We start from the raw sequence: 25,849 nt of genomic DNA on the forward strand, positions 1-25,849 counted from the left end.
AGGGAAAATCCTGTGAGGATTCAACACGGACAATCTCCGCGTCTCCGCGTCTCCGTATTGAAAATGTATCAGTCTGATTCCTTGGCTATGGATCGTCCCACAAATGCGTTAAGGTGACTCTCAACCGTTGCGGATAATACAACACGGGACGGCGATTTCATCTGGAGGAGCGCATGACACCATCCCCCCCCGGGCATGAAACCCTTTGGGGACGTGCAGCCGTGCTGCTGTCCCTGGCCCTGCTGGCCGGCGGCTGCACCACCGGCCAGTTGGTGGTGCGCGGCGCCATGCCGCTGATGGACGGTGGTCTGGAGGCGATGAACCGCGAGACCGATCTGGAGCTCGCACGCAGCGCCATCCCCGCCACGCTGAAGATGCTCGAAGGCATGGCCCTGGAGGACCCCGGTAACGTCACGCTGCGTCTGTATGCGGCGCAGGGTTTCTACGGGTACAGCTACAGTTTCGTCGAACTGGACGATCCGGCACGTGCGGCGACCCTCTACACACGCTGCCTGGACCATGCCGAGGCCGCACTGCACCGCCAGGGCTTCGCGGCGGATCTCGAGGAGGCGCCGCAGGCTGCCCTGGGCAGTGCCCTGGCAGCTGCCGGCGCGCGTCAGGTCCCGGCGTTGTTCTGGGCTGCCTCCTGCATGGCCAAACGTACCGACGTCGACCGCACCGACCCACGCAGTATCGCCCAGCTTACGCGCGCGGCCAGCATCATGGGACGCGTGCTGGCACTCGACGAGAACTATTACTACGGCGGACCACACCTGTTCTTCGGCGTGTATTTCGGTGGCCGGGCGCCCATGCTCGGTGGCGATCCCGTGAAGGCCGCGCACCATTTCGACCGGGCGCGGGCCGCCAGCGACGGACGCCTGCTGATCGCGGATGTCCTGCAGGCGGAGTTCCTTGCCCGCCAGCTGTTGGACCGGCAGGGGTTCCATGACCGCCTCACGGCGGTGCTGGCCGCGCCGGACGACCTCTTCCCAGAAATGGCCCTCGTCAATCAGGTGGCCAAGGCGCGCGCCCGCCAGCTGTTACGCCAGGAATCGGAGTGGTTCTGATGCACAGACTGGGCATCGCACTGCTGTGCGGTCTCGCACTGCTGACCTCGAACCTGAGCGCGGCCGAATACACGTTGAAGTTCGCTACGCTGGCCCCGCCCGGTTCGACCTGGATGAACCTCCTGGAGGACTGGGGCCGGACGGTGAAGGTACGCAGCCAGGGGCGTCTGGAATTCAAGTTCTATCCCGGTGGCGTGCAGGGCGACGAACCCGACGTCATCAAGAAGATGCGCTTTGGCCAGCTGCACGGCGGCGCCTTCACCGGCTACGGCATCGGCCAGATGTATTCGCCGGCACGGGTGCTGGAGCTGCCGTTCCTGTTCGAGAACACGGCCGAGGTCGATGCCGTGCGCGCGGCCTTCACGCCGGAATTTGAACGCGGTTTCCGCGATCATGGCTACCGGCTGCTGGGCTGGATGGAGGTCGGCGCGGTGTATTTCTTTTCCCAGTACCCCATCGAAACCTTCGATGAGCTGCAGCAGCGCCGCATCTGGTTGTGGCAGGGCGACGCCCTCGGCGAGGCACTGTTCCGCGCCGGCAAGCTCGCACCGGTACCGCTGTCGATCACCGATGTGTTCACCAGTCTGTCCACCGGCCTCATCGACACCGTCTACTCCACACCGCTGGCCGCCATCGCTCTGCAGTGGTTCACCAAGACGCCCTACAGGACCGATGTCCCCATGGCCAACGGTATGGGTGCATTGGTCGTCTCCAACCGCTTCTTCGATACCCTGCCCGCCGACCTGCAGGCGCTGCTGGAGGAGACCGGCCGGGCCACCGGCCGGCAACTCATCGAGACCGCCCGGGCCGACAACCTCCGCAGCCTGGAGGTGCTCAAGGAGGAAGGCGTACAGGTAGTGATGCCACCGGGGTCCGTGAACTGGCAGGAACTGACCGACCTGCGCGACCGTGCCGCCACCGAGCTGACGGCCGACGGCTACATCCCACGCGCGCTCTACGAGCGCACCTGGGAGCAGTTGCAGCAGCTGCGTGCCGGACGGGCCGCCGGGTACGATGCCGGCCACGATGCCGGACACGATGTCGGCCAGGCCCCGGGCGCGGCACCGCATGCGCACTGAGGTGCCGCGCGGCCTCCTCGTCCTGCTCCAGGCCGTGCGGCGCGGCCTGACCGGCCTGGAGACACTCATCGCTGGTCTGAGTCTGCTGCTGCTGGTGGTGCTGACGCTCGCCCAGACGGTCGCGCGCAACGGTTTCGATACCGGCCTGCCGGCCGTCGACGCACTCGCGCGGCAGTTGGTGCTGTACGTCATGTTCTTCGGCGCCGCGCTGGCCACCGACGCCGCCCGCCATATCCGCATCGACGTGGTCTCGACCTGGTGCGACACCAGCCGGCTCGACCGCTTCTACCGGCCGTTGCAACTCGTCGCCGCCGCGGTCTGCGCCCTGTTCACCGATGCCGCGGTGCGCTTCTGGCTGGATGCCTGGCAATACGCTGCCCAGCACGATCGTTGGCAGGTGCTGCTCAACCTGGTCATCCCGGTCGGCTTCGGCCTGCTGGCCATCCATTTCCTGCTGGGCTTTCTGCTCGGCCCGTCGCCACGCAGCGCCCGATGACACCCGTCCTGATCCTGCTCATCGTCCTGCTCGCACTGCTCGGCCTGCCACTGTTCACCGCGCTCGGCGCCGGCGGGCTGCTGGCCGCGCACGATACCGGCCTCGACCCGGCCGTACTCATCATCGAGCTGCACCGTCTGGCGGCCTCGCCCAACCTGACCGCCATTCCGCTGTTCACCTTCGCCGGCGTGATCCTCGCGGCCGGTGGCGCACCCCAGCGCCTGGTCCGGCTGTTCAACGCACTGATCGGTTGGGTCCCGGGCGGCATCGCCGTCGTCGCGCTGCTGGCGAGCGCCTTCTTCACGGCCTTTTCCGGCGCCTCGGGCGTGACCATCCTCGCGCTCGGCGGGCTGCTGTTCCCCATGCTGCTCGCCGTCGGCTACCGTGAGCGCTTCAGCCTGGGTCTGCTGACCTCATCGGGTTCGATCGGCCTGCTGTTCCCGCCCAGCCTGGCGGTACTGCTCTACGGCATCGTTGCCGGCGTGAACATCGACGACCTGTTTCTGGCCGGTGCGCTGCCGGGGCTGCTGCTGCTCGTCCTGGTGGGATTGTTCTGCATCATGATCGGCATCCGCCATGTCATCCCCTGCCAGGCCTTCGAGCTGGCGGTGCTGCGCAGCGCCGTGCGCGAGGGCCTGTGGGATCTGCTGTTGCCCGTCGGTGTCGTGTGGGGCATCTTCGGCGGCTATGTCACGGTGGGCGAGGCGGCCGCCGGCACCGCGGCGTACGTGCTGTTGCTGGAGATCGTCATCCACCGCAGCCTCACGTTACGGCAGATGCCGGAAGTGCTGCGCGAGACCAGCGTGCTGATCGGCAGCATCCTCATCATCCTGGGTATTGCCATGGGGCTGACCAATCTCCTCATCGACGCCCAGCTGCCCATGCGCCTGCTCGACTGGATGCGCAGCAACATCGACAGCCCGCTGCAATTCCTGCTGCTGCTGAACCTCTTCCTGCTGCTGGTCGGCGCGGTGATGGATATCTTCTCGGCCATCATCGTGCTGACCCCGCTGATCCTGCCCCTGGCCTTGCAGTACGGTGTCAACCCCGTGCATCTGGGCATCATCCTGCTGGCCAATCTGGAGCTCGGCTATTGCACACCGCCGGTTGGGATCAACCTGTTCATCGCCAGCCAGCGCTTCGGCAAGCCATGCCTGTCGCTGTTCATCGCCGCCCTGCCCTTCCTCGGCATCATGCTGTTATGGCTGCTGATCGTCACCTATGTGCCGTGGCTGAGTCTGTGGTGGGAGTGAGGGGTGGGTGAGTGAGGCGTGAGGCGTGAGGCGTAAGGCGTAAAAGACAAACCCTTTTTAGCCACGGAAATACACGGAACAACACGGAAAAAATTCATTGTGAAAACCCGGCGTAACACATGTCAGGGCCGGCAACCGGCGGCACGGGCCGGGGCCATACAGACACCAAGGGACCTCTGATTAATTCATCGTGCCGTCATTGCGAGCGAAGCAATCTCCTCCTACGGTAGATCAACAGCTTGGAGATTATTCGCTGCGCTCACCCCTGCGGGGCCGCCCTGCGGGTGTTCTGCGCTCGCAAGCTCGCTGGTGCCGCGTCGCTGCGCCCATAGAAGCCCTGCGCGCTTCATTATGGGTACCTCACCCTGCGGGTCCAGGCACCTTCACCGGGATGAATAAAGTCAGATACCTTAGGTATTTTTCAGTGTTGTTTCATGTGTCCCCTTGGCAGACTCCCGGCTCGTTCCGCGCCTGCGAGGAATCGGGCGTGTAGGGTGCGTCGGCGCCAGCGACGCACCGTGGCGTGGAACCCGGTGCGTCAGGCTGCGCCTCGACGCACCCTACCGGTCTGCCGAGATCATGGGGCCTGACTCCATTGATCCACGGCAGAATTCAATCGACAAACCCCACCCAGTGATCGCTCAGCTTGAGCACTGGGCTTTTACATTACTATTTTTTCCGTGTTGTTCCGTGTGTTTCCGTGGCTAAAAAGGGTTTGTCTTTTACGCCTCACGCCTCACTCCCCTCCAACACCCCCTGCCGCGCGAACAGCCGCAGGCAGCGCTCGATGTTGGCGCGCACCTGGGTCTGCAGTTGTTTCGGTGTCGCTGGTTTGAGGTCTGGCAGCATCAGGCGCGCCTGACGGATGTCAGCCGTGAGCTGACGGGCGAGCTGGGTGATGTCGCGCGTACCGTCGAGGTAGTCCAGCAACCGGGTCGAGAACGGGTCCAGCAGGAGGCTGGAATGGCGTGCCGTCGCGACATGGGCCAGTCCGGCGGCAGCCTGGGCGCGTGCCAGCCGGTGTGCCTGTGGCCGTGCCGCGGGGGTTTTGTGAAAACACCGCTGCAGCGGTGTCATGCCGACCGCCTGATGGGCGAACAGCAGGAACAGCTCGGTCAGCAGGCCGTTGGTATCGTCCGCCGCCGCGGTGTTGCCCGCCGCCCGCACCCGGGCCGCCGCCCGGGCGAACAGGGCTGCGTACGTGAGCGCATCCGGATAACACCCCTCCAGTTCCAGCAGTGCGGCCTTGGCGAGCGGATGACTCACCTCGACCGGCTTGTCGTCCACGGTCGTGAATGCCTGCGCTCGATCGCTGCACAGATCGGACTGCGCCGGCGGCCGCAGATCCGCGAAGAATGCGTGGTGCTCCAGCGTCTCCAGCTCAATCTCGCGCTGCAGCGGCGCGTCGGCACGGCACAGCAGCGATTGCCGGAACGACCGGTTGACCAGAAAATCGACGTACTGTTCCTGTTCCGCCAACTCATCGAATTGCTCCAGCCACTGCTCTGCGACCGGACCCAGCACGGAGGGAAACATGCTCTTGAGATCGGCGTCGCAGACATACTGCAGGCCTTGACCCTCAACCGCCGCAATGAACTCGCTGACGTACTGCGGCTGATTACAGCGCTCCAGATACTCGTGATACAGATAGCTCGGATGGGCCTCCTGCAGACGGCGGATTTCATTCTGAAGATACTGCGCGGGCAAGGCGTCAGTGTGCGCCAGCGCGGCGGGAAACTCCTGCAGTAACTTCTGGGCACGCGCCAGGCGCTCGCCGGGCGAGGCCGCAGCCTGCGTATACCGCAGCAGCATCTCCCGCAGCATGCCGCGCATATGCCAGCCGGGCCAGGTGTTGTAGCTGATATAGGCGATACCGTGCGGTGCCAGGTGTCGTGCACAGATGTCCAGGATGCGCGCCTGCACCTCCGGCGGTACCCAGGAATACACGCCGTGGGTGATGATGTAGTCGAACTCACCAAGGGTGCCATCCAGTTCGAGGATATCGCCCTGCTCGATGCGGATGTTGTCGAGCCCCAGTGCCGCAATCAGTTGCCGGCCGTCCTCCACCTGCCGCGCCGACAGTTCGATGCCGAGGTAACGCCCTCCCGGCAGATAAAACGCCAGCGGTAGCAGATTGCCACCGCTGGCACAGCCGAGTTCCAGCACCCGCGCACGCGCCGGATCGGGCGTGTCCAGCCCGAACAACCGCCCCAGCACGGCGAGATTCTCCGGCTGCGTGTCGGTGAAGGGGATACTCTGATAGGGGATGTCGTCGTAGCTGTCGGACATGTCACCCGAACCGTCCTGTCTTGCGATGGCCGGACGATACCACACCCGTCGCGTACCGCCGGCCCTACGGGCCTTCTCCCCGCACCCGCCGGCCGGCGGCCATCCGTTCCCGACGGCCATCGATACGGGCCACTGCATTCGTGCGCAAGGATGCGCGATTCCAGTACTATGGATACGTGTCCCACCCCCGGAGCCGTGCGTGCCCACCAGGCTGCAATCGCCCACCGACCCGCCCGATCAGCGGTCTGCGCTCGCGGCACGCCGGTGGACACTCACCGGTCGGGTGCAGGGCGTGGGTTTCCGGCCGTTCGTCTATCGGCTCGCACAGGCCCTGGGCGTGAGCGGTTGGGTCCGTAATCGCCTCGGTGAGGTGGAGATCTTCGCCGAGGCGCGCGCCGAACTGCTGGATCGTTTCGCCGCGGCGCTGATCACGCAGGCACCACCGCTCGCGCAGCCGCGCATCGCCACAGTGGCCGTGGCCGAGCCCTGCGGTCTGAGCGGCTTTGCAATCCACGCGAGCGCCGCGACCGCAAGGCCGCACATCCATGTCCCACCGGATTACTTCGCCTGTGCCGACTGTCTGCGTGAGGTCGATGACCCCGAAGACCGTCGCTTCCGCTATCCGTTCACCAACTGCACCCAGTGCGGGCCACGCTACACGCTGATCGAGCGTCTGCCCTACGACCGCCCCAACACGAGCATGGCCGGTTTCCCGCTCTGTCCCGACTGCGCGCGCGAATACCACGATCCGCTCGACCGTCGCTTCCATGCCGAACCCAGCGCCTGTCCCGCGTGCGGCCCGCGGCTGAGCTTCAACGGCGCTGCCGGAACCCTGCAAGGCAATGCCGCGGCGCTGGACGCGACGCTGGCCGCGTTGCGTGCCGGACGCACCGTCGCCATTAAGGGCGTGGGCGGCTACCACCTGGTCTGCGATGCCGGTAACGCGGCGGCGGTCGCGACGTTGCGGGCGCGCAAACCGCGGCCGGCGAAGCCCCTGGCGGTGATGTTTCCGGATCTCGATGCGCTGGAACATTGTGTCGAATTACACCCCGACGAACGCGAGCTGCTGTGCAGTCCGATGCGGCCGATCGTGCTGGTGCGCAAACGCGCCGGCTGCGCACTCGTCGCCGACATCGCGCCGCAGCTCAACGAGATCGGTGTACTGCTGCCCTACGCGCCGCTGCAGCACCTGTTGTGCCGCGCCTTCGCGGCGCCACTGGTGATGACCTCGGGCAATCTCAGTGGCGAGCCGGTGCTCACCGACAACACCGAGGCACAGGCGCGTCTTGCCCAGGTCGCCGCTGCCTTCCTGCACCACGACCGGCCGATCGTGCGGCCCGCCGATGATCCGGTGTTCCGCCGCATCGCCGGCCGACCGCGGCCCGTGCGCCTGGGACGCGGCTGCGCGCCGCTGGAGCTGCAACTGCCGCGCACACTCGCGGAGCCGGTACTGGCCGTGGGTGGTCATCTCAAACTGACCGTCTGTCTGGCCTGGGACGAGCGTGCGGTGCTCTCGCCGCACATCGGTGACCTGGGCACGCCGCGCGGCCTGGCCGTCTTCGAACAGGTGGCCGCCGACCTGCAGCGCCTCTACGGCATCCAGGCCGCGCGCATCGTCCACGATGCCCATCCTGGTTACACCACGACACGCTGGGCGCAGGCGCAGGCGCTTCCCTGTACTCCGGTCTGGCATCACCATGCCCACGCTTCGGCGCTCGCCGGCGAGTTCGAAACCGCGGGTGATCCTGACACGGGCTGGCTGATGTTCACCTGGGACGGCACGGGCTATGGCGCAGACGGCACGCTCTGGGGCGGCGAGACGCTGCACGGTCGTCCGGGTGACTGGCACCGTGTGGCGCGGCTGCGGCCGTTCCGCCTGCCGGGCGGCGACCAGGCCGGACGCGAACCCTGGCGCAGCGCCGCGGCCGTGTGTTGGGAAACCGATACGCCCTTTCAGCCCCCGTACGCCGACGGTGAACTGCTGCACCGGGCCTGGGAGCGGGGTCTCAACGCACCGCCAAGCAGCGCCGCGGGGCGCCTGTTCGACGCCGCCGCGAGCCTGACCGGCATCCTGCAGCGCGGCAGCTTCGAGGGCCAGGGTCCCATGTACCTGGAGGCGCTCGCCACCGGCGTGGACGGCGCGGCCATCGAAGTGCCGCTGGAACGGACGGACGATGGTCTGTGGCAGACCGACTGGGCACCGCTGCTCGCCCGCCTGCGCGACCCGGTCCGGCCCGTCGCGCAGCGCGCCGCAGACTTCCACGCGAGCCTGGCACGTGCTATCCGCCGCCAGGCCGAACGGCTCGCCCGGGAACACGCCTTCACCCGGGTCGGCCTGACCGGCGGCGTGTTTCAGAACGCCCTGCTGGCCGAACTCACCTGCGCCGAACTCCACACGGCCGGTTTTCGGGTAGAGTTGCCCGGCCGCATCCCCTGCAACGACGCCGGCATCAGCTTCGGGCAGGTGATGGAGGTGCTGTCTGTCGACGCGCAATGATGTCGATGCTAAGGCGCACAAAGATACCCATGAGAGAATATGAAAAGAAAAATTTTCCTGTTGGCGGCAAGAAAGAAAATTCATATCTTCACCCACTGCCATCCCATAGCTATTACCCTGAAAAACTCATTTGCCACGGAAGCACACGGAATAACACTGAGGAATCTCTGATTAATTCGTCGTACCGTCATTGCGAGCGAAGCCCTGTCCCAGCGCCTGGTCGGTGGCGTGGGCGATTGTGTGAAGCCTGTGGCCTTGTCCGTGTTTTTCCGTGTGCTTCCGTGGCAAATGCGGCTTTTGGGTTTATGGGACCGTCGTGATCTCCGCCTCATATTTTCCTTCGCGTACCTTCGGCACCTTCGTGTCGGAAGCTCTTGATACATGAATCCAGCAGCCCAGAACCGGAGCACCGCATGTCCACACCGCTGACCGATACCCACATCGCCCTCGCCCACGGCAACGGTGGACGCTACATGCGCGAGCTGATCGAGGGTGTCTTTGCACGGCACCTCGGCAATCCGTCGCTGGACACCCAGGCGGATGCGGTAACGCTGACACTGGAGGCGCGCGAACTGCTGTTCACCACCGATGGTTTCACGGTGCAGCCATTGGAGTTTCCTGGCGGCGATATCGGCTCACTGGCGGTGCACGGTACCACCAACGACCTGGCGGTGGCCGGGGCGGTGCCGCGCTATCTCAGCCTCAACGCCTTCATCGAGGAAGGCCTGGAGATCGCGGTGCTGGACCGCGTCGTCGCCAGCCTGGCGCGCGCGGCGCAGGAGCTCGGTGTGCGCGTGGCCGCCGGCGATACCAAGGTCGTGCGCCGCGGTGAGGGTGGCGGACTGTATCTGGCCACCACCGGCATCGGCACGCGCCTGCCCGGGCCGCTGCTGGGACTGAACCAGATCCGCGACGGCGACGCGATCCTGGTCAGCGGACCGGTCGGCGATCACGGCATTGCGGTGATGCTGGCACGCGAGCAGTTCGGCCTGCGCGGCGACCTGCGCTCGGACGCCGCCAGCGTGCTGCCGCTGACACGCGCGCTGCTGGAGTTCTCTGGCCTGCGCTTCATGCGCGACCCGACCCGCGGCGGCCTGGCCACGGTGTGCCACGAAATCCAGCACGCCACCGGCATGGGCCTGCACCTGCAGGCGCGGCAGATCCCGATCCGCGACCCGGTACAGTCCGTCTGCGACATGCTCGGCTACGATCCCCTGTTCCTCGCCTGCGAAGGTCGCGTGGTGGCGGTCATCTCCGCCGACCAGGCCGAGGCCGCGGCCCAGATGCTGCGGCGACTTCCGGGTGGCGAGCAGGCACAGGTCATCGGGCGCATCGAGACGGGCGTTCGACAGGTGGTGCTGCATACGGAACTCGGCGGCCAGCGCATCCTCGACGAACTCGAAGACGACCCCCTGCCGCGCATCTGCTGACCAGCTCCTGGGCTGCCCGTGCCGGCGGCGCGTGCGTGCCCGGCGGTCAATCCAGACAAATGACACGCTGCACGTCAAAACATCCTGCACCCGTCCGCACACCGTCAGAAAGACCGTGATCAACACCGTCTTTATTGATCGGCATCAATGTGATGGATAGGGGGCCGCTTACCATGTGCGCAGCATCGGCGGGACCGTAGCGATGCAATCGCGTCTGCGTCACGACGCCCGGGCCTGTAGAGGACACTTGTTTGGGTACGACCGATCAGCGCAGGCCAGACACATCGAAGGGCCACGGGCAGCCGGTCGCAGGCCCCGCCCTCCCGCGCCTGCTCGCCGCCCTGCAGCGGCCGGACGGCTTCCCGCATCCCGTGGACGGCTTTACGCTCCTGGAGACCCACATCTCCTTCGTCCTGCTGACCGGCACCTATGCCTACAAGTTCAAGAAGCCGGTCGACCTGGGCTTCCTGGACTTCAGCACCCTGGAGAAGCGGCGCTTCTACTGTCACGAAGAACTGCGCCTCAACCGGCGTCTCGCCCCGGAACTGTACGAGGCCGTGGTCGCCATCACCGGCACCCCGGAGCACCCGGTCCTGGACGGAGAGGGCCCCGCCATCGAATACGCCGTGCGCATGCGCCAGTTCGCCGTGGATGCCCGCCTGGACCTCGTCTCCGACCGCGGCGGGCTCGGCGAAAACCACATCGATCAGCTGGCGACCGACGTCGCGGCCTTTCACCGCCGTGCGGCGGTGGCCGCCGCCGACGGTCCCTTCGGCACGCCGGCGGGCATCGAGGCACGCGTCATCGAGAATTTCAAGCAGATCCAGGCCCACTGTGACGATCGGGAGCTGCTCCTGCGCCTGCCGCCGTTGCATGTCTGGAGCATGACGGCCGGCGAGGAAATCCGTGAGGATCTGGAACTGCGCCGCCGCGAGGGCTGGATCCGGGAGTGTCACGGTGACATGCACCTGGCCAATATGGCCCTGATCGACGACCGTGTGGTGCTGTTCGATGCGCTGGAGTTTTCCGCGGATCTGCGCTGGATCGATCCCCTGAGCGAAATCGCCTTCGTCTATATGGATCTCGATCATCGCGGCCACCGGGCCCTGGCGCGGCGCTTTCTGAACAACTATCTGGAAGCTGCCAACGATTACCAGTCGCTGAACCTGTTCCGCTACTACCTCGTCTATCGTGCGCTGGTGCGTGCCAAGGTCGCCGCCATCGCCGCGCATCAGCACGCGGGGGACCCGGGCCACCGGGCGCAGGAACTGGCCACATTCGCGGGCTATCTGGACCGCGCGGCCAGCTACTGCGCCAACCCGGCACCCGCCCCGCTGATCCTGATGCACGGACTGTCGGGCTCCGGCAAGAGCTGGCTGGCGCGGCAACTGGTCGAGGCCCTGGGTGCCATCCGCATCCGTTCCGACGTCGAACGTCGCCGCCTGCTGGGCATGGCGCCGGAAGAGGCCACCGACAGCGGTATCGCCAGCGGCGCCTACAGCCCCGGGATCACCCGCAAGACCTATCAGCGCCTGCAGGCGCTGGCCTATCCGATTCTCGATGCCGGCTTCCCGGCGATCATCGACGCAACCTGCCTGCTGCGCAGCCAGCGCGCGCCGCTGCAGCGCTTCGCCGCCGTCGCCGGCGTCCCCTGGGTGCTGCTCGACGTGCAGGCCCCCGAGGCCGTGCTGCGCGAACGCATCACCCGCCGCCACCGCGACGAGCGTGACGCCTCCGAGGCGACCCTGGCCGTACTCGACCATCAGCTGGCCAGCGCCGAACCGCTGACCCTCGATGAACAGCGCCACCGTATCGTCATCGACACCACCGGACCCATCGATTTCGATACGCTGGCGCGCGCGATCATGGCGCGCGGCTGAGCGACTCGGGATTTTTCTGACGGTATTTCACAGCACGCCCTGACAACAGACTCCTAGTCGTCGCGGCGTGGCTCCAGCGGCAGCGACAGCTCACCCTCCGACTCGAAGCGCCCAGCACCCAGACCGATACCACCGAGGTGGCCACGCAGGCGGTAGTCGAGCTTGGCGGGCGGCTTGCCGGCGGTGGCGATACCGAAGATCTGACGGAGGATGGCCGTCGCCGGGACGGTGACGGGCACGGCGATCAGTGTCTCACCGTAGCGCGGCACATGGCCACGCTGGTCGCTGACCCCGCTGGCGAAATCCTTGCCGCCCAGTTCCAGATCGACCGCCACGCCATCGAAGTCCAGCGGCGTTTCATTGGGGTTCTGCACGCGCAGCTTGAGGACGAAGCGTGCCTCCATCCCCTCGCCCGGCAGCGGCTCCATGCCGGCGACCGATACCTGCAGCGGTTCGCGCAGTCCGAGGCCGACGCAGCTGGCGAGCGGGAGTGCGCTGAGGATGAGCAGCAGGTGACGGCGCTTCATGCTGAGGCCCGGGTTGCGGTGGGCATGACGATCACCGTCAGCCACCGATCAACCAACCGCCACCCAGCGCCGCCACGGCGCCACCGGCCACCCGCACGACCGTGGAGAAACGTCCACCGCGCACACCGTCAGCGAGGCGGGCCGCAGCCAGCTGCACCGCCGCGGAGGCGAGCAGCAGGCCCAGCACGTACGCAAGCGGGTCGGCAGTCTGTGGCAATTCCGTACCGTGTGCCTGCCCGTGGAACAGCGCGAACACACACAGCAGCACGCTGGCGAGCCCGACCGAGGGCCGTGCGGCCGAGGCCGCCAGCAGGCCGAACAACAGCACCGACAGCACGATCATGGGTTCGACCCCGGGCAGGCCGACACCACCCCAGGCGAGCAGTACCCCGCCGAGCATGCCGGCGAGGAACCCGCCCGGCAGCAGGTACCGCGCGCGTGCGCCCAACCAGCCCGCCCACAGACCGGCACCCAGCAGTGCGAGCAGGTGATCCAGTCCGACCAGGGGGTGGGCGACACCGGCCGCGAACCCCGCGCCCTCGACACCCAGGGTGTGCGCGCCCGCCACCGGCGCCAGCAGCATCAGTCCCGGCAGCGTCAGTAGGGTGTAGATCTTTCGCATGATTCAGTCTCCGGTTGGGTGAGTGAGGAGTGAGGCGTGAGGAGAAAAACCCGAACCCTTTTTTGGCTACGGAAGCACACGGAACAACACGGAACAATTCTACAAGTAACACCCCTCACGTGGGTGGGGCCGCCTGAAGCAGCACACGTCCTGCAGTATGTTGCCCCCGACAAACCACGCGCGGCCAAAGGCCGATCGCACACGGCGTCATCAGTCCGGTGCCCGTGCCATACTGCGGATGGCCTTTTAGCCATAAGATCCTTCCACATTTTTCCGTGTTGTTCCGTGTGCTTCCGTGGCTAGATTGGTTTTTCTCCTCACGCCTCACGCCTCACGCCTCACTCACCGCACCTTCACCTTGATGAGTTCCTCGCCCTCCGGGTCGGTCACGTGCACGGCGCAGGCGATGCAGGGGTCGAAGCTGTGGATGGTGCGCAGGATCTCGATGGGCTGCTTGGGGTCGTACAGCTGGTGGCCGGCGAGTGCCGCCTCGTAGGGGCCGTCCTGACCCTGGGCGTCACGTGGGCCGGCGTTCCAGGTACTCGGCACCACCGTCTGGTAGTTGTCGATCAGGCCATCCTTGATGACCACCCAGTGGGCCAACGCACCGCGTGGGGCCTCCATGAAGCCGACGCCTTTGGCGAGTCTGGGCCAGGTGGATGGATCCCATTTCTGTTCGTTGAAGGTGCGCACGTCGCCGGCCTTGATGTTGGCCATCAGATTGCTATACCAGGTGCCCATGGCGTCGACGATGATCTTGGTCTCCAGGGCACGGGCCGCGGTGCGACCGAGCGTGGAATAGAGCGCCTGCACCGGCAGGTCCAGCGTACGCAGGGTCGAGTCCACCAACTCGCGTGTCTGCGCGTGGCCGTTGGCGTACAGCATCAGCACCCGTGCCAGCGGCCCGACCTCGACCGCCTTGCCGCGCCAGCGCGGTGATTTGATCCAGGAATAGCTGCCGTCGGTGTCGAGGTGCTCGTAGGGCGGCTCGGGGCCGGTGTACTCGAACTCGGTCTCCCCCTTGAACGGATGCAGACCGGCCGCCTTGCCGTCCTTGTATGTATACCAGGCGTGGGCGACGTACTCCTCGATCTGATCTTCCGCATTCAGATCGATCTCCTGGATATTGGACAGGTCACGGCCGACGATCACGCCGGCCGGTACCAGGAAGGTACTCGGGTCGCCCATGCCCTGCTCGGGAAAATCGCCATAGGTGAGGAAATTGCCGACACCCTCGCCCTGTGTTGCCCAGTCCTTGTAGAACGAGGCGATGGCGAGCGTGTCCGGTACGTAGACCTGGTCGATGAAGGTGCGCATCGCATCGATGATCTCCTTGACGCGTTGCAGACCGGTCATGTTCACCGCCGTCGCTCCCAGGCCGCCGCGATAGTGCGGGCCCTTGCCACGGCCGCCACCCTGAGGGTCCATGCCGCTGATGGCCGTGGGCGCGCCGCCGACGACGAAATTCGGGTGCGGATTCTTGCCACCGAAGATGGTATGCAGGCGCGCGACATCGCGCTGCCAGGCGAGTGCATCGAGATAGTGCGCCACGGCCATCAGGTTCGCCTCGGGCGGCAGTTTGTAGGCCGGGTGACCCCAGTAGCCGTTGCTGAAGATGCCGAGCTGCCCGGATTCGATGAAGGTCTTGAGTTTCTTCTGCACGTCGGCGAAATAGCCTGGCGACGATTTCGGATAGGGACTGAGCGACTGTGCCAGCGCCGAGGTCGCCTTGGGATCGGCCTTCAGTGCCGACACCACGTCCACCCAGTCGAGCGCATGCAGATGATAGAAGTGCATGACATGATCGATCGCGAACTGCGCACCGATCATGAGGTTGCGGATCAGCTGGGCGTTCGGCGGGATGGTGTACTGCAGGGCATTCTCCACGGCGCGCACCGAGGCGATGCCGTGCACCAGGGTGCACACGCCGCAGATGCGCTGGGCGAAGGCCCAGGCGTCACGCGGATCGCGGCCGCGCAGGATGATCTCGATGCCGCGCACCATGGTACCGGCACTGGACGCCCGGGTGATGCGGCCCTCGGCATCGGTCTCCGCCTCGATGCGCAGGTGGCCCTCGATGCGGGTGACGGGATCGACGACAACGCGTTGTGAAGTACTCATGGTCTTATCCTTGTATCAGGAAACGCTTGTCCGGATCGTTTGCACCGCTGTCCGATGAAGCACGCGATCGTCGCGGAAGCACCTATGAAGAGGCGGAAAAACTCCGATTTCGTTCTGCATGCCGTGTGCTTGCGTGGCCATCCGGGATGCCTGCCAGGACACTCTCCATCACGGTGATCATTTCCCAGCCAGGTGTTCGGCGATCATCTCCGTGAGGCCGACGACCGGGATGTCCATCTGATAGTGTTCCAAGCCCTCCTCCAGGAGGATGCGGCAGTTGGCGCAGGCAGTCACCACGGTCTTGGCGCCGGTCTTCTCCAGTTGCCGCTTCTTGATCTTGAAGGCCTCCAGCCGCAGGTCTTCGGCCTCCTCGATGGCGCTGACACCGCCGCCGCCGCCACAGCACCAGTTGTACTTGCCGGGGTCGTCCATCTCGACGAACTCCCGGGTCACCATCTGCATGAGGTGGCGTGGAGGATCGATGACGCCACCGCGACGCACCAGCTGACAGGGGTCGTGGAAGGTTGTGCGCGCGGTCTCGAAGCCTTCGGTCTTGAGCAGGCCCTGGATACGGAATTCGTCCAGCACCTCCAGGATGTGCAGGACCTTGAACTGGAACGGCCGGCCGATCAGGTTGGCACCGTCCCAGCGCAGGGCCGTGTAGGCGTGACCGCACTCGGGGCTGATCACCGTCTTGACGCCGAGGCGCTCCGCTCCGTCGACGATGCGCGCGACGATCAGCCTGGCGATATCCGAGCTGCCGATCTGAATACCTGAATTGGTGGCCTCGAAGGCGGTCGAGCACAGGGTCCAGGTCTTGCCCGCCTGCTGCATGATCTTGGCGATGGCGCCCAGGTACTCGGGGAAGCTCATGATCTCCATCGAGGACAGCAGCACCATGTATTCGGCGCCCTGCGCATCCATGGGGATCTCGATACCGGTGTCCGCCTGGATGTGCTTCATCTGTGCCTGCAGCGCCGGCAGGCGCACGCCCATCGGGCTGCCGATCTCCACGGCCCGGGTGGTGGCGCTGATCATGCCGGCAGGTGCGTGTCCGGATACCGCCATACCTTCCCGGAACTTGCGCACCATGTAGACGATGTCGTTGCCGACCGGACAGACCAGAGAGCAGCGGGCACACAGCGTGCAACTGTCGTAGACCAGTTCCTTCCACTCCTCCAACTCGGCGTCGGTAACAGGTTTGGACAGGCCGAGTGCCTTGCCCAGACGGCCCAGCAGCGTGTACTCCTGCTGGTAGATGCGGCGCAGCGGTTCGAGCTTGTGGATGGGTGTGTATTTCGGATCGCCGGTCTCGGTGTAGAACAGGCAGGCCTCGGCACACAGGCCGCAGTGCACACAACTCTCGAAGTAGCTGGCGATGGGCGCGTCGATCATCTCTTTCAGGACGCTGACACCCCTTTCCAGGGAGGCGCTCATACGGGCACCCCTTTGTGGGCGTTGACCCGGCCGTTGTACCAGCGCGAGCCGAACAGGGTGAAGGTATGGAACAGCTTGGTGAACGGCAGCGCCACCAGCAGGATCTCGACGCTGAGGATGTGCAGCGCCAGCAGGTTGGTGTATGGCAGCCACAGGTGCTTGACCGCCAGGTAGCCGGTCAGCACCGGCAGGAAGGTCACTGCCCAGCTGAAGTAGTCCTGGAAGGTGGACAGGTAGCGCTTGACCGGCTTGGCGAGCCGATCCACCAGCACCAGCAGCATGGCTGCCAGGGTCACCACCGTCACCAGATCGATCAATGGGGACGGCAGTGCCGGCCAGGACAGCCCGGTGAGGTCCTCGATCAGCAGGATGTGCGGCGCGAACAGGAACACGATGACGGCCAGACCGATATGGAAGATGTAGCCGCCGATATAGCTAAGGGGCGAGCGCTTCAGCATGCCGGGCGGCGGCAATGACCGGCGCAACACCGTGTGCAGACCCGAGGCCCCGGCGACCGACCGTGCTACGGACAGATCCGGTTTGCGGCCGAGGCTGTAGATCTCCAGCAGGCGCCAGACCACGCCCAGGAGAAAGATGCCGATGGCGAGATTCAGTCCCGGCCCGCGGACCCAGGTCAGAAATTGCAGCGCATGCATGTCATTTCTCCAGATCCGCGAGGGTGGTCGTCTTGTGCTGCGCCCTGGCCGCGCCCTTCTTGGCACGGTTGGCGACCGCCACCGCGGCGCCGACGGCGACCCCGGCCACCGCCGCGCCCGCCACATAGGTGAGCGGGTCGGCGGGCATGGACAGCGCCTGGTAAAAGCTGCCGGCATCCCAGAAATCCGGCTCGGAACAGCCGATGCAGCCGTGACCGGATTCGATCGGGAAGCTGGTGCCCTGGTTCCATTTCTTGGTCGCGCAGGCGTTGTAGGTCGTTGGCCCCTTGCAGCCGAGCTCAAACAGACACCAGCCCTTGCGTGCACCCTCGTCGTCGAAGGTCTTGGCGAATTTGCCCTGGTCGTAGAACGGCCGGCGGTAGCAGCGGTCGTGGATGGTTTCACCGAAAAACATCAGCGGCCGGCCGTGCCGGTCGAGCGCAGGGATCTCGCCGAAGGTCAGATAGTGCGCCAGCACACCGGTGATCACCACCGGGATGGGTGGACAGCCGGAGACATTGATCAGCGGCTTGCGTGCGATCAGGCCCCGCTCCATCAGCGCCTGCACGCCCAGTGCGCCGGTCGGGTCGGGGGCGGCCTTGGGGATACCGCCGAAGGCCGCGCAGGTGCCGACCGAGACCACCGCCGCGGCATTCTCCACCGTGTCCTTCAACATCTGCAGGTTGGTGATGCCGGCGATGGTCGAGTGGATGCCACCGTCCCGGGTCGGAATGGATCCGTCGACGAGGACCAGGTAGCCGGGCTCGGCCATGGCCTGTTCCCGTGCGCGTTCGGCGGCCTCGCCGGCGGCGGCCTGCAGGGTGTGATGATAATCGAGCGAGATGAGATCGAAGATCAGGTTCTCGACGGTGGGTGAATGCGAGCGCGTCAGCGATTCGGTGCAGCCGGTGCACTCCTGGAACGACAGCCAGATCACCGCTGGTCGGGTGCGCTTGCCCAGCGCCGCGGCGATCGCCGGCGCCATACCCGGGGGCAGCGCCATGAGTGAGGCGGCGGCGGCGCAGAATTTCAGGAATGCCCGCCGGCTGACACCCTGTCTGGCCAGCTGTTCGGCGACGGTTGGACGTCGGCTCATGATGTTCTCCTTGCTCGTCACACCGGGCCGGTGCTGTCACGCCGGCCCCTGCCCCATACGGCGTTACACACCGTCCGCCAGGCGCGCATTCAGCGCCTCCAGGCTGTCACGGACATCGTCGCGCTGGGCGCGGAGGATATCCGGACAGAAACTCACCTCCAGGAACTCGGCCATCACCTCGTCCAGCGTGTTCCAGTGCATGACCCACCAGACACCGCGGATCGCCGTCTCCCGCACCTCGCTATGGCCGAGCGCGTCGAGTTCGGCGCGTACCTCGCCCTGGCCCAGCGTCTCCCGCAAATACTCGAGCTCACCGGGGAGCAGCGGCAGGCTGCGCAGATCGATGCTGTGTTCGCGGCCGGTCTTGAGCAACGCCTGCAGGGCGGTCTCCAGCTCACTCAGCAGGGCGCGGCCATTGCCGCTCTCCGGATACACGCTGCCGGGACCAGTCTCGATACGGACGCCGATGTCGTCCAGCCCGCTCATGCGCGCCACTCGGCGAGGATATCCAGCACCTGACGGCCGGCGATCGGGATGGCCTCGGCCACGACGGTGCTCGGGGCCTCGCCCCAGTCGACACGCTGCGGCTGGATACCGACCAACGCACGGCGTTGCGGCAGATGGTCGGAGAGGCAGGCGATGGCGAGCAGATCGAGCAGGCTGACCTCGTGGACGCTGCGCTTGCGGTTGCCGCCGACGAAGGTGTCCATGGCCGCGTCGCGGTAGCAGCGTACCGTGCCGGGTGCGGCGCCCAGCTCGGCGGCGTCGACCACGATCAGGGCGTCGGCGGATTCGATGGGGACAGTGAGATCGAAGCTGAGGGTGCCGCCGTCCATGTATTCGATGCCGGCCGCCGCGGGCGACCGCGCCTGCAGATAGCGGATCACGTGCACGCCGACGCCCTCGTCGCTCAACAGCGTGTTGCCCAGCCCCAGCACCAGCACCTTCCCACTCACGGTATCCCTCGCGACAGCAGCAGTGTTCCTGTTGCTATCCAGTATCGCCGGCTTTGCCATGCGGTCAACAAGCTGCACATGACTTGCATCAAGAGATGCTAATGTTCGAATACATCGGTCGGCACGGCCGGGCCCGCAGAGGGTGCCTCCTCTGCGGGTCGCATGGAGTCCAGCATGCATAATGTCATCGCATGCGGCAACGGGCCGACCTGATCTGGATCATGTACGAGTGCAGCCGGCGCGCGATCGGGGCTGGACATTGGCAGCGCGACGCGCTGCAATGTCGTCAGGCGGGATGCACCCGATCATTCCGGGCATCGCGGGCAGAGCGGACGCCGGCCGTGGCCGGCAAGGAACTTCACATGTGTCTTGGCATCCCCATGCAGGTCTGCACCATCGACGGCTTCGTCGCCCGCTGCGAGGCGAAGGGCGTGAGCCGCGACGTGAATCTCTTCCTGCTGCAGGGCGAGCCCGTGGCGTGCGGCGACTTCGTCATGGTGCACGTCGGCTACGCCATCCAGAAGATGTCCGCACAGGAGGCGCGCTCCGCCTGGGAGCTCTACGATGAGATGCTGGCACCGAGCGGTGGCACCGATGCATGAGCTGTCCATCTGTCAGGCGCTGGTGGGACAGCTGCAGGAACTCGCCCGTGAGCAGCGTGCTGCCCGCATCATCCGGGTGGTGGTACAGATCGGTCCGCTGTCGGGAGTGGAACCCGAGCTGTTGCGCCACGCCTACCCGGTCGCCAGCGCCGGCTCGCCGGCGGCGGATGCGACGCTGGTCCTGGAGACATTGCCGGTCCGCGTCCACTGCGAGACCTGCGGCGCCGATTCCGCTGCAGCTGCCAACCGCCTGCTGTGCGGTGCCTGCGGCGATTACCGCACGCGCCTGATCAGCGGCGACGAACTGCTGCTGGCCAGCGTCGAGCTCGAGACGGAAGCGACACCCGGGACGCTGCACTGAAAAGGACTCGGCACCAGATGACGCGTACCTGACCACTATCTGGCCACGGAAGAACACGGGAAAAAGCTCATTGCATAAAGCCCACGAACCAGACCGTGGTGCATGAGCCTACGCTTGCATAGTGAACGGTTTCCGTGTTGCTCCGTGTGTTTCCGTGGCCATTGTCCGGGACGATGCCTGCACCCGGCGGCCTCCGGCACCCAAGCCTTTTCGAGGAGAGCGACAGCATGTGCGATACCTGCGGCTGCAACATCACTCCCGGCAACCAACATCTGGTGCAAAACGACGGTGCGCTTGCCAGGACCACCGACGGCCGCTCGGCACTGACCGTGCTCAGGGGTCTGCTGAGTGAGAATGACCGGCAGGCGGCGCACAACCGCGGGCATTTCGACCGTCATGGCGTGCTCGCCATCAATCTGATGTCCTCGCCCGGCTCCGGCAAGACGGCACTGCTCGAGGCGACCATTGCGGCGCTGGGCCATGAACTGCGCATCGCCGTCATCGAGGGCGACCTCGAGACCGAAAACGACGCCGAACGCATCCGCGCGCAGGGCGTGCCGGCCGTGCAGATCACCACCGGCACCGCCTGCCACCTCGACGCCCACATGGTGCACGCGGCCGTGCACCAGCTGGACCTGGATGCCATCGATGTACTGTTCATCGAGAACGTCGGCAACCTGGTGTGTCCGGCCAGCTTCGACCTGGGCCATCATCGCAACGTCACCCTGCTGTCGGTCACGGAGGGTGACGACAAGCCGGCCAAATACCCGGTGATGTTCCGCGCCGCCGACCTGATGCTGCTGACCAAGGCCGATCTGCTGGCGGTGCTCGACGACTTCGAGCCGGCACGTGCCGAACGGCATCTGCGCAATCTCGCCAATCCCGCCCCGGTGCTGCAGTTGTCGGCGCGCCGCGGCCAGGGTCTGGATGCCTGGCTGGACTGGCTGCGCGCCGAACTCGTGGCCCAGCGCGAACGCATCGAGCGCCACGAGACCCTGCGCCCGGCGATGCAGCCCGAGGGGCAGGCGCGGCATGCCGCGGCACCGCACCGCTTCGTGCGGCTGCCGTGAAGGACGGGCGGTGGTGTGGCGCCGGACGGGGCGATGGATGGCCACGGACGCCACGACAAGGTTCTGAAACCCTTGTTGTCCCATACACCCGAACACCTTGTTTGCCACGGAAGCACACGGAAGGCACTGAAATGAAACCGCGTCACGCCGCCCTGTCCCGGCACAGGACAGATGCCGTGGGCGGTAGTGTGAAGCCTGTGATCCGGTCCGTGTTTTTCCGTGTGCTTCCGTGGCTGCAAGCAGCGATTTTACGGTAGTAAGGTGTGAGATCGCAGTGCCCTGGAACGTATTCTCCACGTGTAGCTTGCATGGAGTCCGTGGCCATAGCAGCCCTTGGAACTGAACCTACGGCTTGGAGATACCGCCATGAGCACATCCGCGACGACCTGGCTCGAGCGCATCCATGCCCTGCCGCTGGAGCGCACGGTCCGCATCATGAATGTCTGTGGCGGACACGAGCGCTCCATTACCCTGGCCGGCCTGCGCGGCGCCCTGCCCTCCCAGGTCGAACTGATCCCCGGCCCCGGCTGCCCGGTGTGCGTCTGCCCCGAGGAGGACGTCTACCAGGCGATCCAGCTCGCCCTGCACGAGAACGTCATCCTGGTCGCCTTCGGCGACATGCTGCGGGTGCCGGTGAACGTGCCGAAGAAGGACGCGCGCTCGCTGGAACAGGCCAAGGCCGCCGGCGCCGACGTACGCGCCATCGCCTCGCCCACCGAGGCCGTGCGCATCGCCCGGGAGCATCCCGAGCGTGAGGTGGTGTTCTTCGCCGCCGGCTTCGAGACCACCACCGCGCCGGTGGCCGGCATGCTCGCCGAGGGCATGCCGCATAATCTCAGCCTGCTGCTGTCCGGGCGCCTCACCTGGCCGGCGGTGGCAATGCTGCTGGATTCGGAGACGCCGGGCTTCGACTGCCTGATCGCACCCGGCCACGTGAGCACCGTCATGGGGCCCGAGGAGTGGGAGTTCGTGGTGCGCGACCACGGCATCCCCGCGGCCGTGGCCGGCTTCACCCCGGAGTCGCTGCTGGCCGCAATGTATTCGGTACTGCGCCAACGCCTGGAAGGACAGCCGTTCCTGGATAACTGCTACCCGGAGCTGGTGCGCCCCGGCGGTAATCCTGCTGCCCGCCGCCTGCTCGCCCAGACCTTGAAGGTGGTCGATAGCAACTGGCGCGGCGTCGGGATCATCCCGGATTCCGGCTATGCGCTGCAGGACGCCTACACGCATCACGATATCCGCGCGCGCTTCCCCGACTACACCGACGCCGCGCGCCGACGCGCCGGTGAGATGCCACCGGGCTGCGACTGCGCCCGCGTGGTGCTGGGACGCATCTATCCCAACGAGTGCACACTCTACGGCCGCGCCTGCCATCCCCGCCACCCCATCGGCCCCTGCATGGTATCCGACGAAGGCGCCTGCCGGATCTGGTGGAGCAGCGGCGTGCGCGAGGCGGGGGCGGTGAGGAGTGAGGCGTGAGGCGTGAGGCGTGAGGCGTGAGGCGTGAGGAGCAAAACCCTTTATGGCCACGGAAAAACACGGAAAAACGCAGAAGGATCTTATGGCTAAAAGGCCATCCGCGGTATGGCACGGGCACCGTACTGATGACGTCGTGTGCGATCGGCCTTTGGCTGCGCGGGGTTTGCCGGAGGTAACGTGCTGCAGGACGGGCGCTGTTTCAGGTGGCCTATGCTCACGTGAGGAGTGTTATTTTTAGAATTGTTCCGTGTTTTTCCGTGTGCTTCCGTGGCCAATATCTTTTCGCCTCACGCCTCACGCCTCACGCCTCACGCCTCACGCCTCACGCCTCACCCGAAGATCCAGAAATACCCCAGGTTGTAGAACATGTGTAGTGCGATGGGCGCCTGCAGGCGGCCGTAGCGGTCGCGGAAGTAGCCGAAGATCAGTGATGGCAGCAGCACTGCGGCCGCTGCCAGTGGCGGATGCATCAGGAAATGCAGGCCGGTGAAAACGCTGCTGGTAAGCGCGTTGGCGCCGGTCAGGCCGTGCCAGTGTCGCTGCAGCTGTGGGCGCCGCCGCAGCCGCCCCTGCAGCAGACCGCGGAACAGCCATTCCTCGACGAGGGGATAGAGCAGCACGACATACAGGAACTCGCGCGGGTGGTGCAGCGGCCAGGCCCAGTCGGTCGAGGGCACGAACCATACGTAGCCCGCGGCCCACAGCAGCGGTGCGGCCAGCAGTGCCCACCAGAAACGGGGGTCTTTGATGAACGCTTTCGCCGGCAGGTCCAGCCGCCGCGCCGCCCCGTTCACTGCTCCAGCGTCACCAGACGCTCGCCGCTGACACGGTTGACGATCTCCACCCGGCGCGCCTCGAAGCTCTGCTCCGGAACCGTCAGCACCCCCTCGATGCGGTAGACAAGATCCCGTTCCATGTCCTTTATGCGGCGTGCCGCCGGCACATCCGCATAGGCGTAGAAGGTGACATCACCGATGAAAAAGGCGTCTTCCTCACGACGCCAGCCGACCTCCACATCGCGCTGGTAGTAGGTCATGCAGCCGCGCCAGGAATCGGTCCGACAGGGTTCGATCTGACCGATGAGACCATCTGCTGCCTGTGCGCTGCGCAGCGTGCAGGCCTTGTAGGCGCTGGCCTTGGGTGTGGGATCATCGATATGCCAGCGGTCACGCGGCAGCTTTGCCAGTAGCGGCGGAAAATCATCCCGGACCAGGCCCTCGTACTGGAGGCGCAGCCCCTTGGTGACCGGCAGCTCGAACAGGAAGCGGCGCGCGTCGACGTCGTAACGCAGTGCCACGGGGATGTCGATGCGCGCGGCTTCGATGCGCCGATAGGTGTCGCAGCCCACCCGCAGAATCTCGACACGCCGACGGTAGTCCGTCTGCGTCTCATATTCGCCGCGCACCGGGGTGAACTCCTCGCGTGCCTTGCAGCGCTCGTAATCTTCCCAGTAGCGGTCGAAGGTCTGGAGCTTATCGCCGGCCGCGATGACCAGTTCGCCGGCCTGAGCCAGCGTCGCTGACCACAGGAGCAGGCCGAGCAGTTGGGTGAGACGCATGGTTTGTATCCTTGAGGCCGCCGCAGGACCACCCGGAGACATGCCCCGGACAGGCCGTCCGGGCCGCCCCTCTTGTTGATTTCGCGCCATTCTAGCCCCGATCGGCACACGGCATCCAGACACGGACGCCGCCGGTGATTCTGGTATCATCCCTGGCCGGTAGCCGCGCCGCCCCCTGGCCCGCACGGCTGCCGTCCGATAAGAAGAGGGCACGGAGACAACGATGACGATGCGGGGAACGCTGGTGACGGGTGGTGCCGGTTACATCGGCAGCCATGTGGTGCGGCAGCTGCTGGAGGCCGGCGAGAAGGTTGTGGTCCTGGACAATCTGTCCACCGGCTTCCGCGAGGCCGTGGTGCCCGGCGCCGAACTGGTGGTCGGCGACACCGGCGATCAGACGCTGGTCACTACGCTGCTGAAGCGGCACGGCATCGATTCCGTACTGCACTTCGCCGCCCACACCATCGTGCCGGAATCGGTCGCCGACCCCCTGAAGTACTACGGCAACAACACCTGCTGCACACGCAACCTGCTGAGCTGCTGTCAGGCTGCGGGTGTGCGGCATTTCATCTTCTCGTCGACGGCCGCGGTCTACGGTATTCCGGACGGGCCGATGGCCGACGAGGATACGCCGAATGCACCCATCAACCCCTACGGCACCTCCAAGCTGATGAGCGAGTGGATGCTGCGCGATCTGTCGGCCGCGACCGACCTGCGCCATGTGGCGTTGCGCTATTTCAACGTTGCCGGTTGCAGCCCGGACGGCCGCATCGGTCAGTCCACCCGCAAGGCCACGCTGCTCATCAAGGTCGCCTGTGAGGTCGCGGTGGGTCGGCGTGAGAAGCTGCTGGTGTTCGGTACCGACTACCCGACGCCCGACGGCACCGGTGTGCGCGACTACATCCACGTCGAGGATCTGGCCGACGCACACCTGAAGGCACTCGATTATCTGCGCCAGGGCGGTGCCTCGACCACACTCAACTGCGGCTACGGCCACGGCTACAGCGTGAAGGAGGTCATCGACGCGGTCGAACGCGTCGCCGGCCACAAGATCAAGGTGGAGGACGTCGCGCGCCGCGCCGGCGACCCGCCCTCGCTGGTCGCCACGTCCGACAAGGCCCGCAGCGTACTCGGCTGGACGCCGCGTTTCGACGACCTGGATCTGATCGTGAAGACATCACTGGAATGGGAAAGGAAACTCGCCAACGGCGAGGTGTATGGCTGAACCACGCAGGCGCACGCAGAAAACCAATAAAAACCTATTGGCCACGGAAACACACGGAATAACACGGAAGAAAACCTGATTTGATCACTGCGGTCCCATAAATTCCGCAACATGGTTCCGAGCGGCCACCGGCAAGACCGTCGGCCGC

Annotated in this window: 23 protein-coding genes; 12 read left to right on the top strand and 11 right to left on the bottom strand. The window is 65.8% G+C overall.

Annotation, left to right across the window (positions count from 1 at the left end; translation table 11 throughout):
- The first annotated feature begins 173 nt into the window (after positions 1-173).
- The 4 genes from K8I04_07985 to K8I04_08000 are packed head-to-tail and all read left to right on the top strand — an operon-like array spanning position 174 to position 3,895.
- On the top strand, positions 174-1,067 hold the full coding sequence (locus tag K8I04_07985) for a TRAP transporter TatT component family protein (protein ID MBZ0071650.1): 894 nt from the start codon (positions 174-176) through the stop codon (positions 1,065-1,067).
- On the top strand, positions 1,067-2,146 hold the full coding sequence (gene dctP, locus K8I04_07990; protein ID MBZ0071651.1) for a TRAP transporter substrate-binding protein DctP: 1,080 nt from the start codon (positions 1,067-1,069) through the stop codon (positions 2,144-2,146). Before K8I04_07985 ends, dctP begins: the two co-directional genes overlap by 1 nt.
- Positions 2,136-2,642, top strand: coding sequence for a TRAP transporter small permease (locus tag K8I04_07995; GenBank protein MBZ0071652.1), 507 nt, complete (start codon positions 2,136-2,138; stop codon positions 2,640-2,642). Before dctP ends, K8I04_07995 begins: the two co-directional genes overlap by 11 nt.
- On the top strand, positions 2,639-3,895 hold the full coding sequence (locus K8I04_08000; protein ID MBZ0071653.1) for a TRAP transporter large permease subunit: 1,257 nt from the start codon (positions 2,639-2,641) through the stop codon (positions 3,893-3,895). The genes K8I04_07995 and K8I04_08000 overlap by 4 nt, the downstream gene beginning before the upstream one ends.
- Positions 3,896-4,624: 729 nt before the next feature.
- Here the strand turns inward: K8I04_08000 and K8I04_08005 are convergent.
- Positions 4,625-6,184 carry a class I SAM-dependent methyltransferase gene (locus K8I04_08005; protein ID MBZ0071654.1) on the bottom strand — a complete coding sequence of 520 codons (1,560 nt, stop codon included), beginning with the start codon at positions 6,182-6,184 and terminating at the stop codon, positions 4,625-4,627.
- Positions 6,185-6,209: 25 nt separating this feature from the next.
- On the opposite strand from K8I04_08005, the gene hypF reads away from it, so the two are divergent.
- The 3 genes from hypF to K8I04_08020 all read left to right on the top strand — a co-directional run bounded on the left by hypF (position 6,210) and on the right by K8I04_08020 (position 11,991).
- The gene (gene hypF / locus K8I04_08010; GenBank protein ID MBZ0071655.1) at positions 6,210-8,681 is read left to right on the top strand and encodes a carbamoyltransferase HypF; all 2,472 of its coding nucleotides are present in this window, start codon (positions 6,210-6,212) and stop codon (positions 8,679-8,681) included.
- 425 nt (positions 8,682-9,106) lie between these two features.
- A complete protein-coding gene (gene hypE, locus K8I04_08015) occupies positions 9,107-10,111 on the top strand; it encodes a hydrogenase expression/formation protein HypE (protein ID MBZ0071656.1) in 1,005 nt (334 codons plus the stop codon).
- A gap of 251 nt (positions 10,112-10,362) precedes the next feature.
- The gene (locus tag K8I04_08020) at positions 10,363-11,991 is read left to right on the top strand and encodes an AAA family ATPase (GenBank protein MBZ0071657.1); all 1,629 of its coding nucleotides are present in this window, start codon (positions 10,363-10,365) and stop codon (positions 11,989-11,991) included.
- Positions 11,992-12,044: 53 nt separating this feature from the next.
- Here the strand turns inward: K8I04_08020 and K8I04_08025 are convergent, their stop codons facing one another.
- The 8 genes from K8I04_08025 to K8I04_08060 all read right to left on the bottom strand — a co-directional run bounded on the left by K8I04_08025 (position 12,045) and on the right by K8I04_08060 (position 19,466).
- The gene (locus tag K8I04_08025; GenBank protein ID MBZ0071658.1) at positions 12,045-12,518 is read right to left on the bottom strand and encodes an LEA type 2 family protein; all 474 of its coding nucleotides are present in this window, start codon (positions 12,516-12,518) and stop codon (positions 12,045-12,047) included.
- A 37-nt stretch (positions 12,519-12,555) separates the two neighbouring features.
- Positions 12,556-13,140, bottom strand: coding sequence for a HupE/UreJ family protein (locus K8I04_08030; protein MBZ0071659.1), 585 nt, complete (start codon positions 13,138-13,140; stop codon positions 12,556-12,558).
- A gap of 342 nt (positions 13,141-13,482) precedes the next feature.
- Positions 13,483-15,261: a nickel-dependent hydrogenase large subunit gene (locus K8I04_08035; protein ID MBZ0071660.1), complete on the bottom strand. Its 1,779-nt coding sequence runs from the start codon at positions 15,259-15,261 to the stop codon at positions 13,483-13,485.
- 177 nt (positions 15,262-15,438) lie between these two features.
- Positions 15,439-16,698, bottom strand: coding sequence for a (Fe-S)-binding protein (locus tag K8I04_08040; GenBank protein MBZ0071661.1), 1,260 nt, complete (start codon positions 16,696-16,698; stop codon positions 15,439-15,441).
- Positions 16,695-17,354: a hypothetical protein gene (locus K8I04_08045; protein MBZ0071662.1), complete on the bottom strand. Its 660-nt coding sequence runs from the start codon at positions 17,352-17,354 to the stop codon at positions 16,695-16,697. The genes K8I04_08040 and K8I04_08045 overlap by 4 nt, the downstream gene beginning before the upstream one ends.
- A gap of 1 nt (position 17,355) precedes the next feature.
- Positions 17,356-18,450 (bottom strand): hydrogenase small subunit, encoded by a 1,095-nt coding sequence (locus K8I04_08050; GenBank protein MBZ0071663.1) that lies wholly within the window; start codon positions 18,448-18,450, stop codon positions 17,356-17,358.
- Between the two features lie 63 nt (positions 18,451-18,513).
- Positions 18,514-18,936, bottom strand: coding sequence for a hydrogenase expression/formation protein (locus K8I04_08055; GenBank protein ID MBZ0071664.1), 423 nt, complete (start codon positions 18,934-18,936; stop codon positions 18,514-18,516).
- On the bottom strand, positions 18,933-19,466 hold the full coding sequence (locus K8I04_08060; protein ID MBZ0071665.1) for a HyaD/HybD family hydrogenase maturation endopeptidase: 534 nt from the start codon (positions 19,464-19,466) through the stop codon (positions 18,933-18,935). The genes K8I04_08055 and K8I04_08060 overlap by 4 nt, the downstream gene beginning before the upstream one ends.
- A gap of 302 nt (positions 19,467-19,768) precedes the next feature.
- Here K8I04_08060 and hypC point away from each other — a divergent pair, with 302 nt between their 5' ends.
- The 4 genes from hypC to hypD all read left to right on the top strand — a co-directional run bounded on the left by hypC (position 19,769) and on the right by hypD (position 22,918).
- Entirely contained in the window at positions 19,769-20,008 is a 240-nt protein-coding gene (gene hypC / locus K8I04_08065; protein MBZ0071666.1) for a HypC/HybG/HupF family hydrogenase formation chaperone, read from the top strand.
- Complete coding sequence (locus tag K8I04_08070; GenBank protein MBZ0071667.1) at positions 20,001-20,369, top strand: hydrogenase maturation nickel metallochaperone HypA; 369 nt, start codon at positions 20,001-20,003, stop codon at positions 20,367-20,369. Before hypC ends, K8I04_08070 begins: the two co-directional genes overlap by 8 nt.
- Positions 20,370-20,596: 227 nt before the next feature.
- Positions 20,597-21,439 carry a hydrogenase nickel incorporation protein HypB gene (gene hypB, locus K8I04_08075; protein ID MBZ0071668.1) on the top strand — a complete coding sequence of 281 codons (843 nt, stop codon included), beginning with the start codon at positions 20,597-20,599 and terminating at the stop codon, positions 21,437-21,439.
- A 366-nt stretch (positions 21,440-21,805) separates the two neighbouring features.
- The gene (gene hypD / locus K8I04_08080) at positions 21,806-22,918 is read left to right on the top strand and encodes a hydrogenase formation protein HypD (protein MBZ0071669.1); all 1,113 of its coding nucleotides are present in this window, start codon (positions 21,806-21,808) and stop codon (positions 22,916-22,918) included.
- A 329-nt stretch (positions 22,919-23,247) separates the two neighbouring features.
- On the opposite strand, the gene K8I04_08085 is transcribed toward hypD, so the two are convergent.
- Together K8I04_08085 and K8I04_08090 are read right to left on the bottom strand one after the other, a co-directional pair.
- Positions 23,248-23,712: a JDVT-CTERM system CAAX-type protease gene (locus K8I04_08085; protein MBZ0071670.1), complete on the bottom strand. Its 465-nt coding sequence runs from the start codon at positions 23,710-23,712 to the stop codon at positions 23,248-23,250.
- Positions 23,709-24,476 carry a hypothetical protein gene (locus K8I04_08090; GenBank protein MBZ0071671.1) on the bottom strand — a complete coding sequence of 256 codons (768 nt, stop codon included), beginning with the start codon at positions 24,474-24,476 and terminating at the stop codon, positions 23,709-23,711. The genes K8I04_08085 and K8I04_08090 overlap by 4 nt, the downstream gene beginning before the upstream one ends.
- Positions 24,477-24,699: 223 nt before the next feature.
- On the opposite strand from K8I04_08090, the gene galE reads away from it, so the two are divergent.
- Complete coding sequence (galE, locus tag K8I04_08095) at positions 24,700-25,701, top strand: UDP-glucose 4-epimerase GalE (GenBank protein MBZ0071672.1); 1,002 nt, start codon at positions 24,700-24,702, stop codon at positions 25,699-25,701.
- Positions 25,702-25,849: the final 148 nt, after the last annotated feature.

This window comes from Gammaproteobacteria bacterium (genome assembly GCA_019911805.1).
Classification (GTDB): Bacteria; Pseudomonadota; Gammaproteobacteria; order Thiohalobacterales; family Thiohalobacteraceae; genus JAHJQQ01.

Excerpts from the sequence above, each read along its gene's own strand:
- K8I04_08030 (MBZ0071659.1), bottom strand. The coding sequence starts at position 13,140 with ATGCGAAAGATCTACACCCTACTGACGCTGCCGGGACTGATGCTGCTG.
- K8I04_08005 (MBZ0071654.1), bottom strand. The coding sequence starts at position 6,184 with ATGTCCGACAGCTACGACGACATCCCCTATCAGAGTATCCCCTTCACC.
- hypC (MBZ0071666.1), top strand. The coding sequence starts at position 19,769 with ATGTGTCTTGGCATCCCCATGCAGGTCTGCACCATCGACGGCTTCGTC.
- K8I04_08090 (MBZ0071671.1), bottom strand. The coding sequence starts at position 24,476 with ATGCGTCTCACCCAACTGCTCGGCCTGCTCCTGTGGTCAGCGACGCTG.
- galE (MBZ0071672.1), top strand. The coding sequence starts at position 24,700 with ATGACGATGCGGGGAACGCTGGTGACGGGTGGTGCCGGTTACATCGGC.
- K8I04_08040 (MBZ0071661.1), bottom strand. The coding sequence starts at position 16,698 with ATGAGCGCCTCCCTGGAAAGGGGTGTCAGCGTCCTGAAAGAGATGATC.
- hypD (MBZ0071669.1), top strand. The coding sequence starts at position 21,806 with ATGAGCACATCCGCGACGACCTGGCTCGAGCGCATCCATGCCCTGCCG.
- K8I04_08000 (MBZ0071653.1), top strand. The coding sequence starts at position 2,639 with ATGACACCCGTCCTGATCCTGCTCATCGTCCTGCTCGCACTGCTCGGC.
- K8I04_08025 (MBZ0071658.1), bottom strand. The coding sequence starts at position 12,518 with ATGAAGCGCCGTCACCTGCTGCTCATCCTCAGCGCACTCCCGCTCGCC.
- dctP (MBZ0071651.1), top strand. The coding sequence starts at position 1,067 with ATGCACAGACTGGGCATCGCACTGCTGTGCGGTCTCGCACTGCTGACC.
- hypB (MBZ0071668.1), top strand. The coding sequence starts at position 20,597 with ATGTGCGATACCTGCGGCTGCAACATCACTCCCGGCAACCAACATCTG.
- hypF (MBZ0071655.1), top strand. The coding sequence starts at position 6,210 with ATGGCCGGACGATACCACACCCGTCGCGTACCGCCGGCCCTACGGGCC.
- K8I04_08060 (MBZ0071665.1), bottom strand. The coding sequence starts at position 19,466 with ATGGCAAAGCCGGCGATACTGGATAGCAACAGGAACACTGCTGCTGTC.
- K8I04_07995 (MBZ0071652.1), top strand. The coding sequence starts at position 2,136 with ATGCGCACTGAGGTGCCGCGCGGCCTCCTCGTCCTGCTCCAGGCCGTG.
- K8I04_08055 (MBZ0071664.1), bottom strand. The coding sequence starts at position 18,936 with ATGAGCGGGCTGGACGACATCGGCGTCCGTATCGAGACTGGTCCCGGC.
- K8I04_08050 (MBZ0071663.1), bottom strand. The coding sequence starts at position 18,450 with ATGAGCCGACGTCCAACCGTCGCCGAACAGCTGGCCAGACAGGGTGTC.
- K8I04_08070 (MBZ0071667.1), top strand. The coding sequence starts at position 20,001 with ATGCATGAGCTGTCCATCTGTCAGGCGCTGGTGGGACAGCTGCAGGAA.
- K8I04_07985 (MBZ0071650.1), top strand. The coding sequence starts at position 174 with ATGACACCATCCCCCCCCGGGCATGAAACCCTTTGGGGACGTGCAGCC.
- K8I04_08035 (MBZ0071660.1), bottom strand. The coding sequence starts at position 15,261 with ATGAGTACTTCACAACGCGTTGTCGTCGATCCCGTCACCCGCATCGAG.
- K8I04_08045 (MBZ0071662.1), bottom strand. The coding sequence starts at position 17,354 with ATGCATGCGCTGCAATTTCTGACCTGGGTCCGCGGGCCGGGACTGAAT.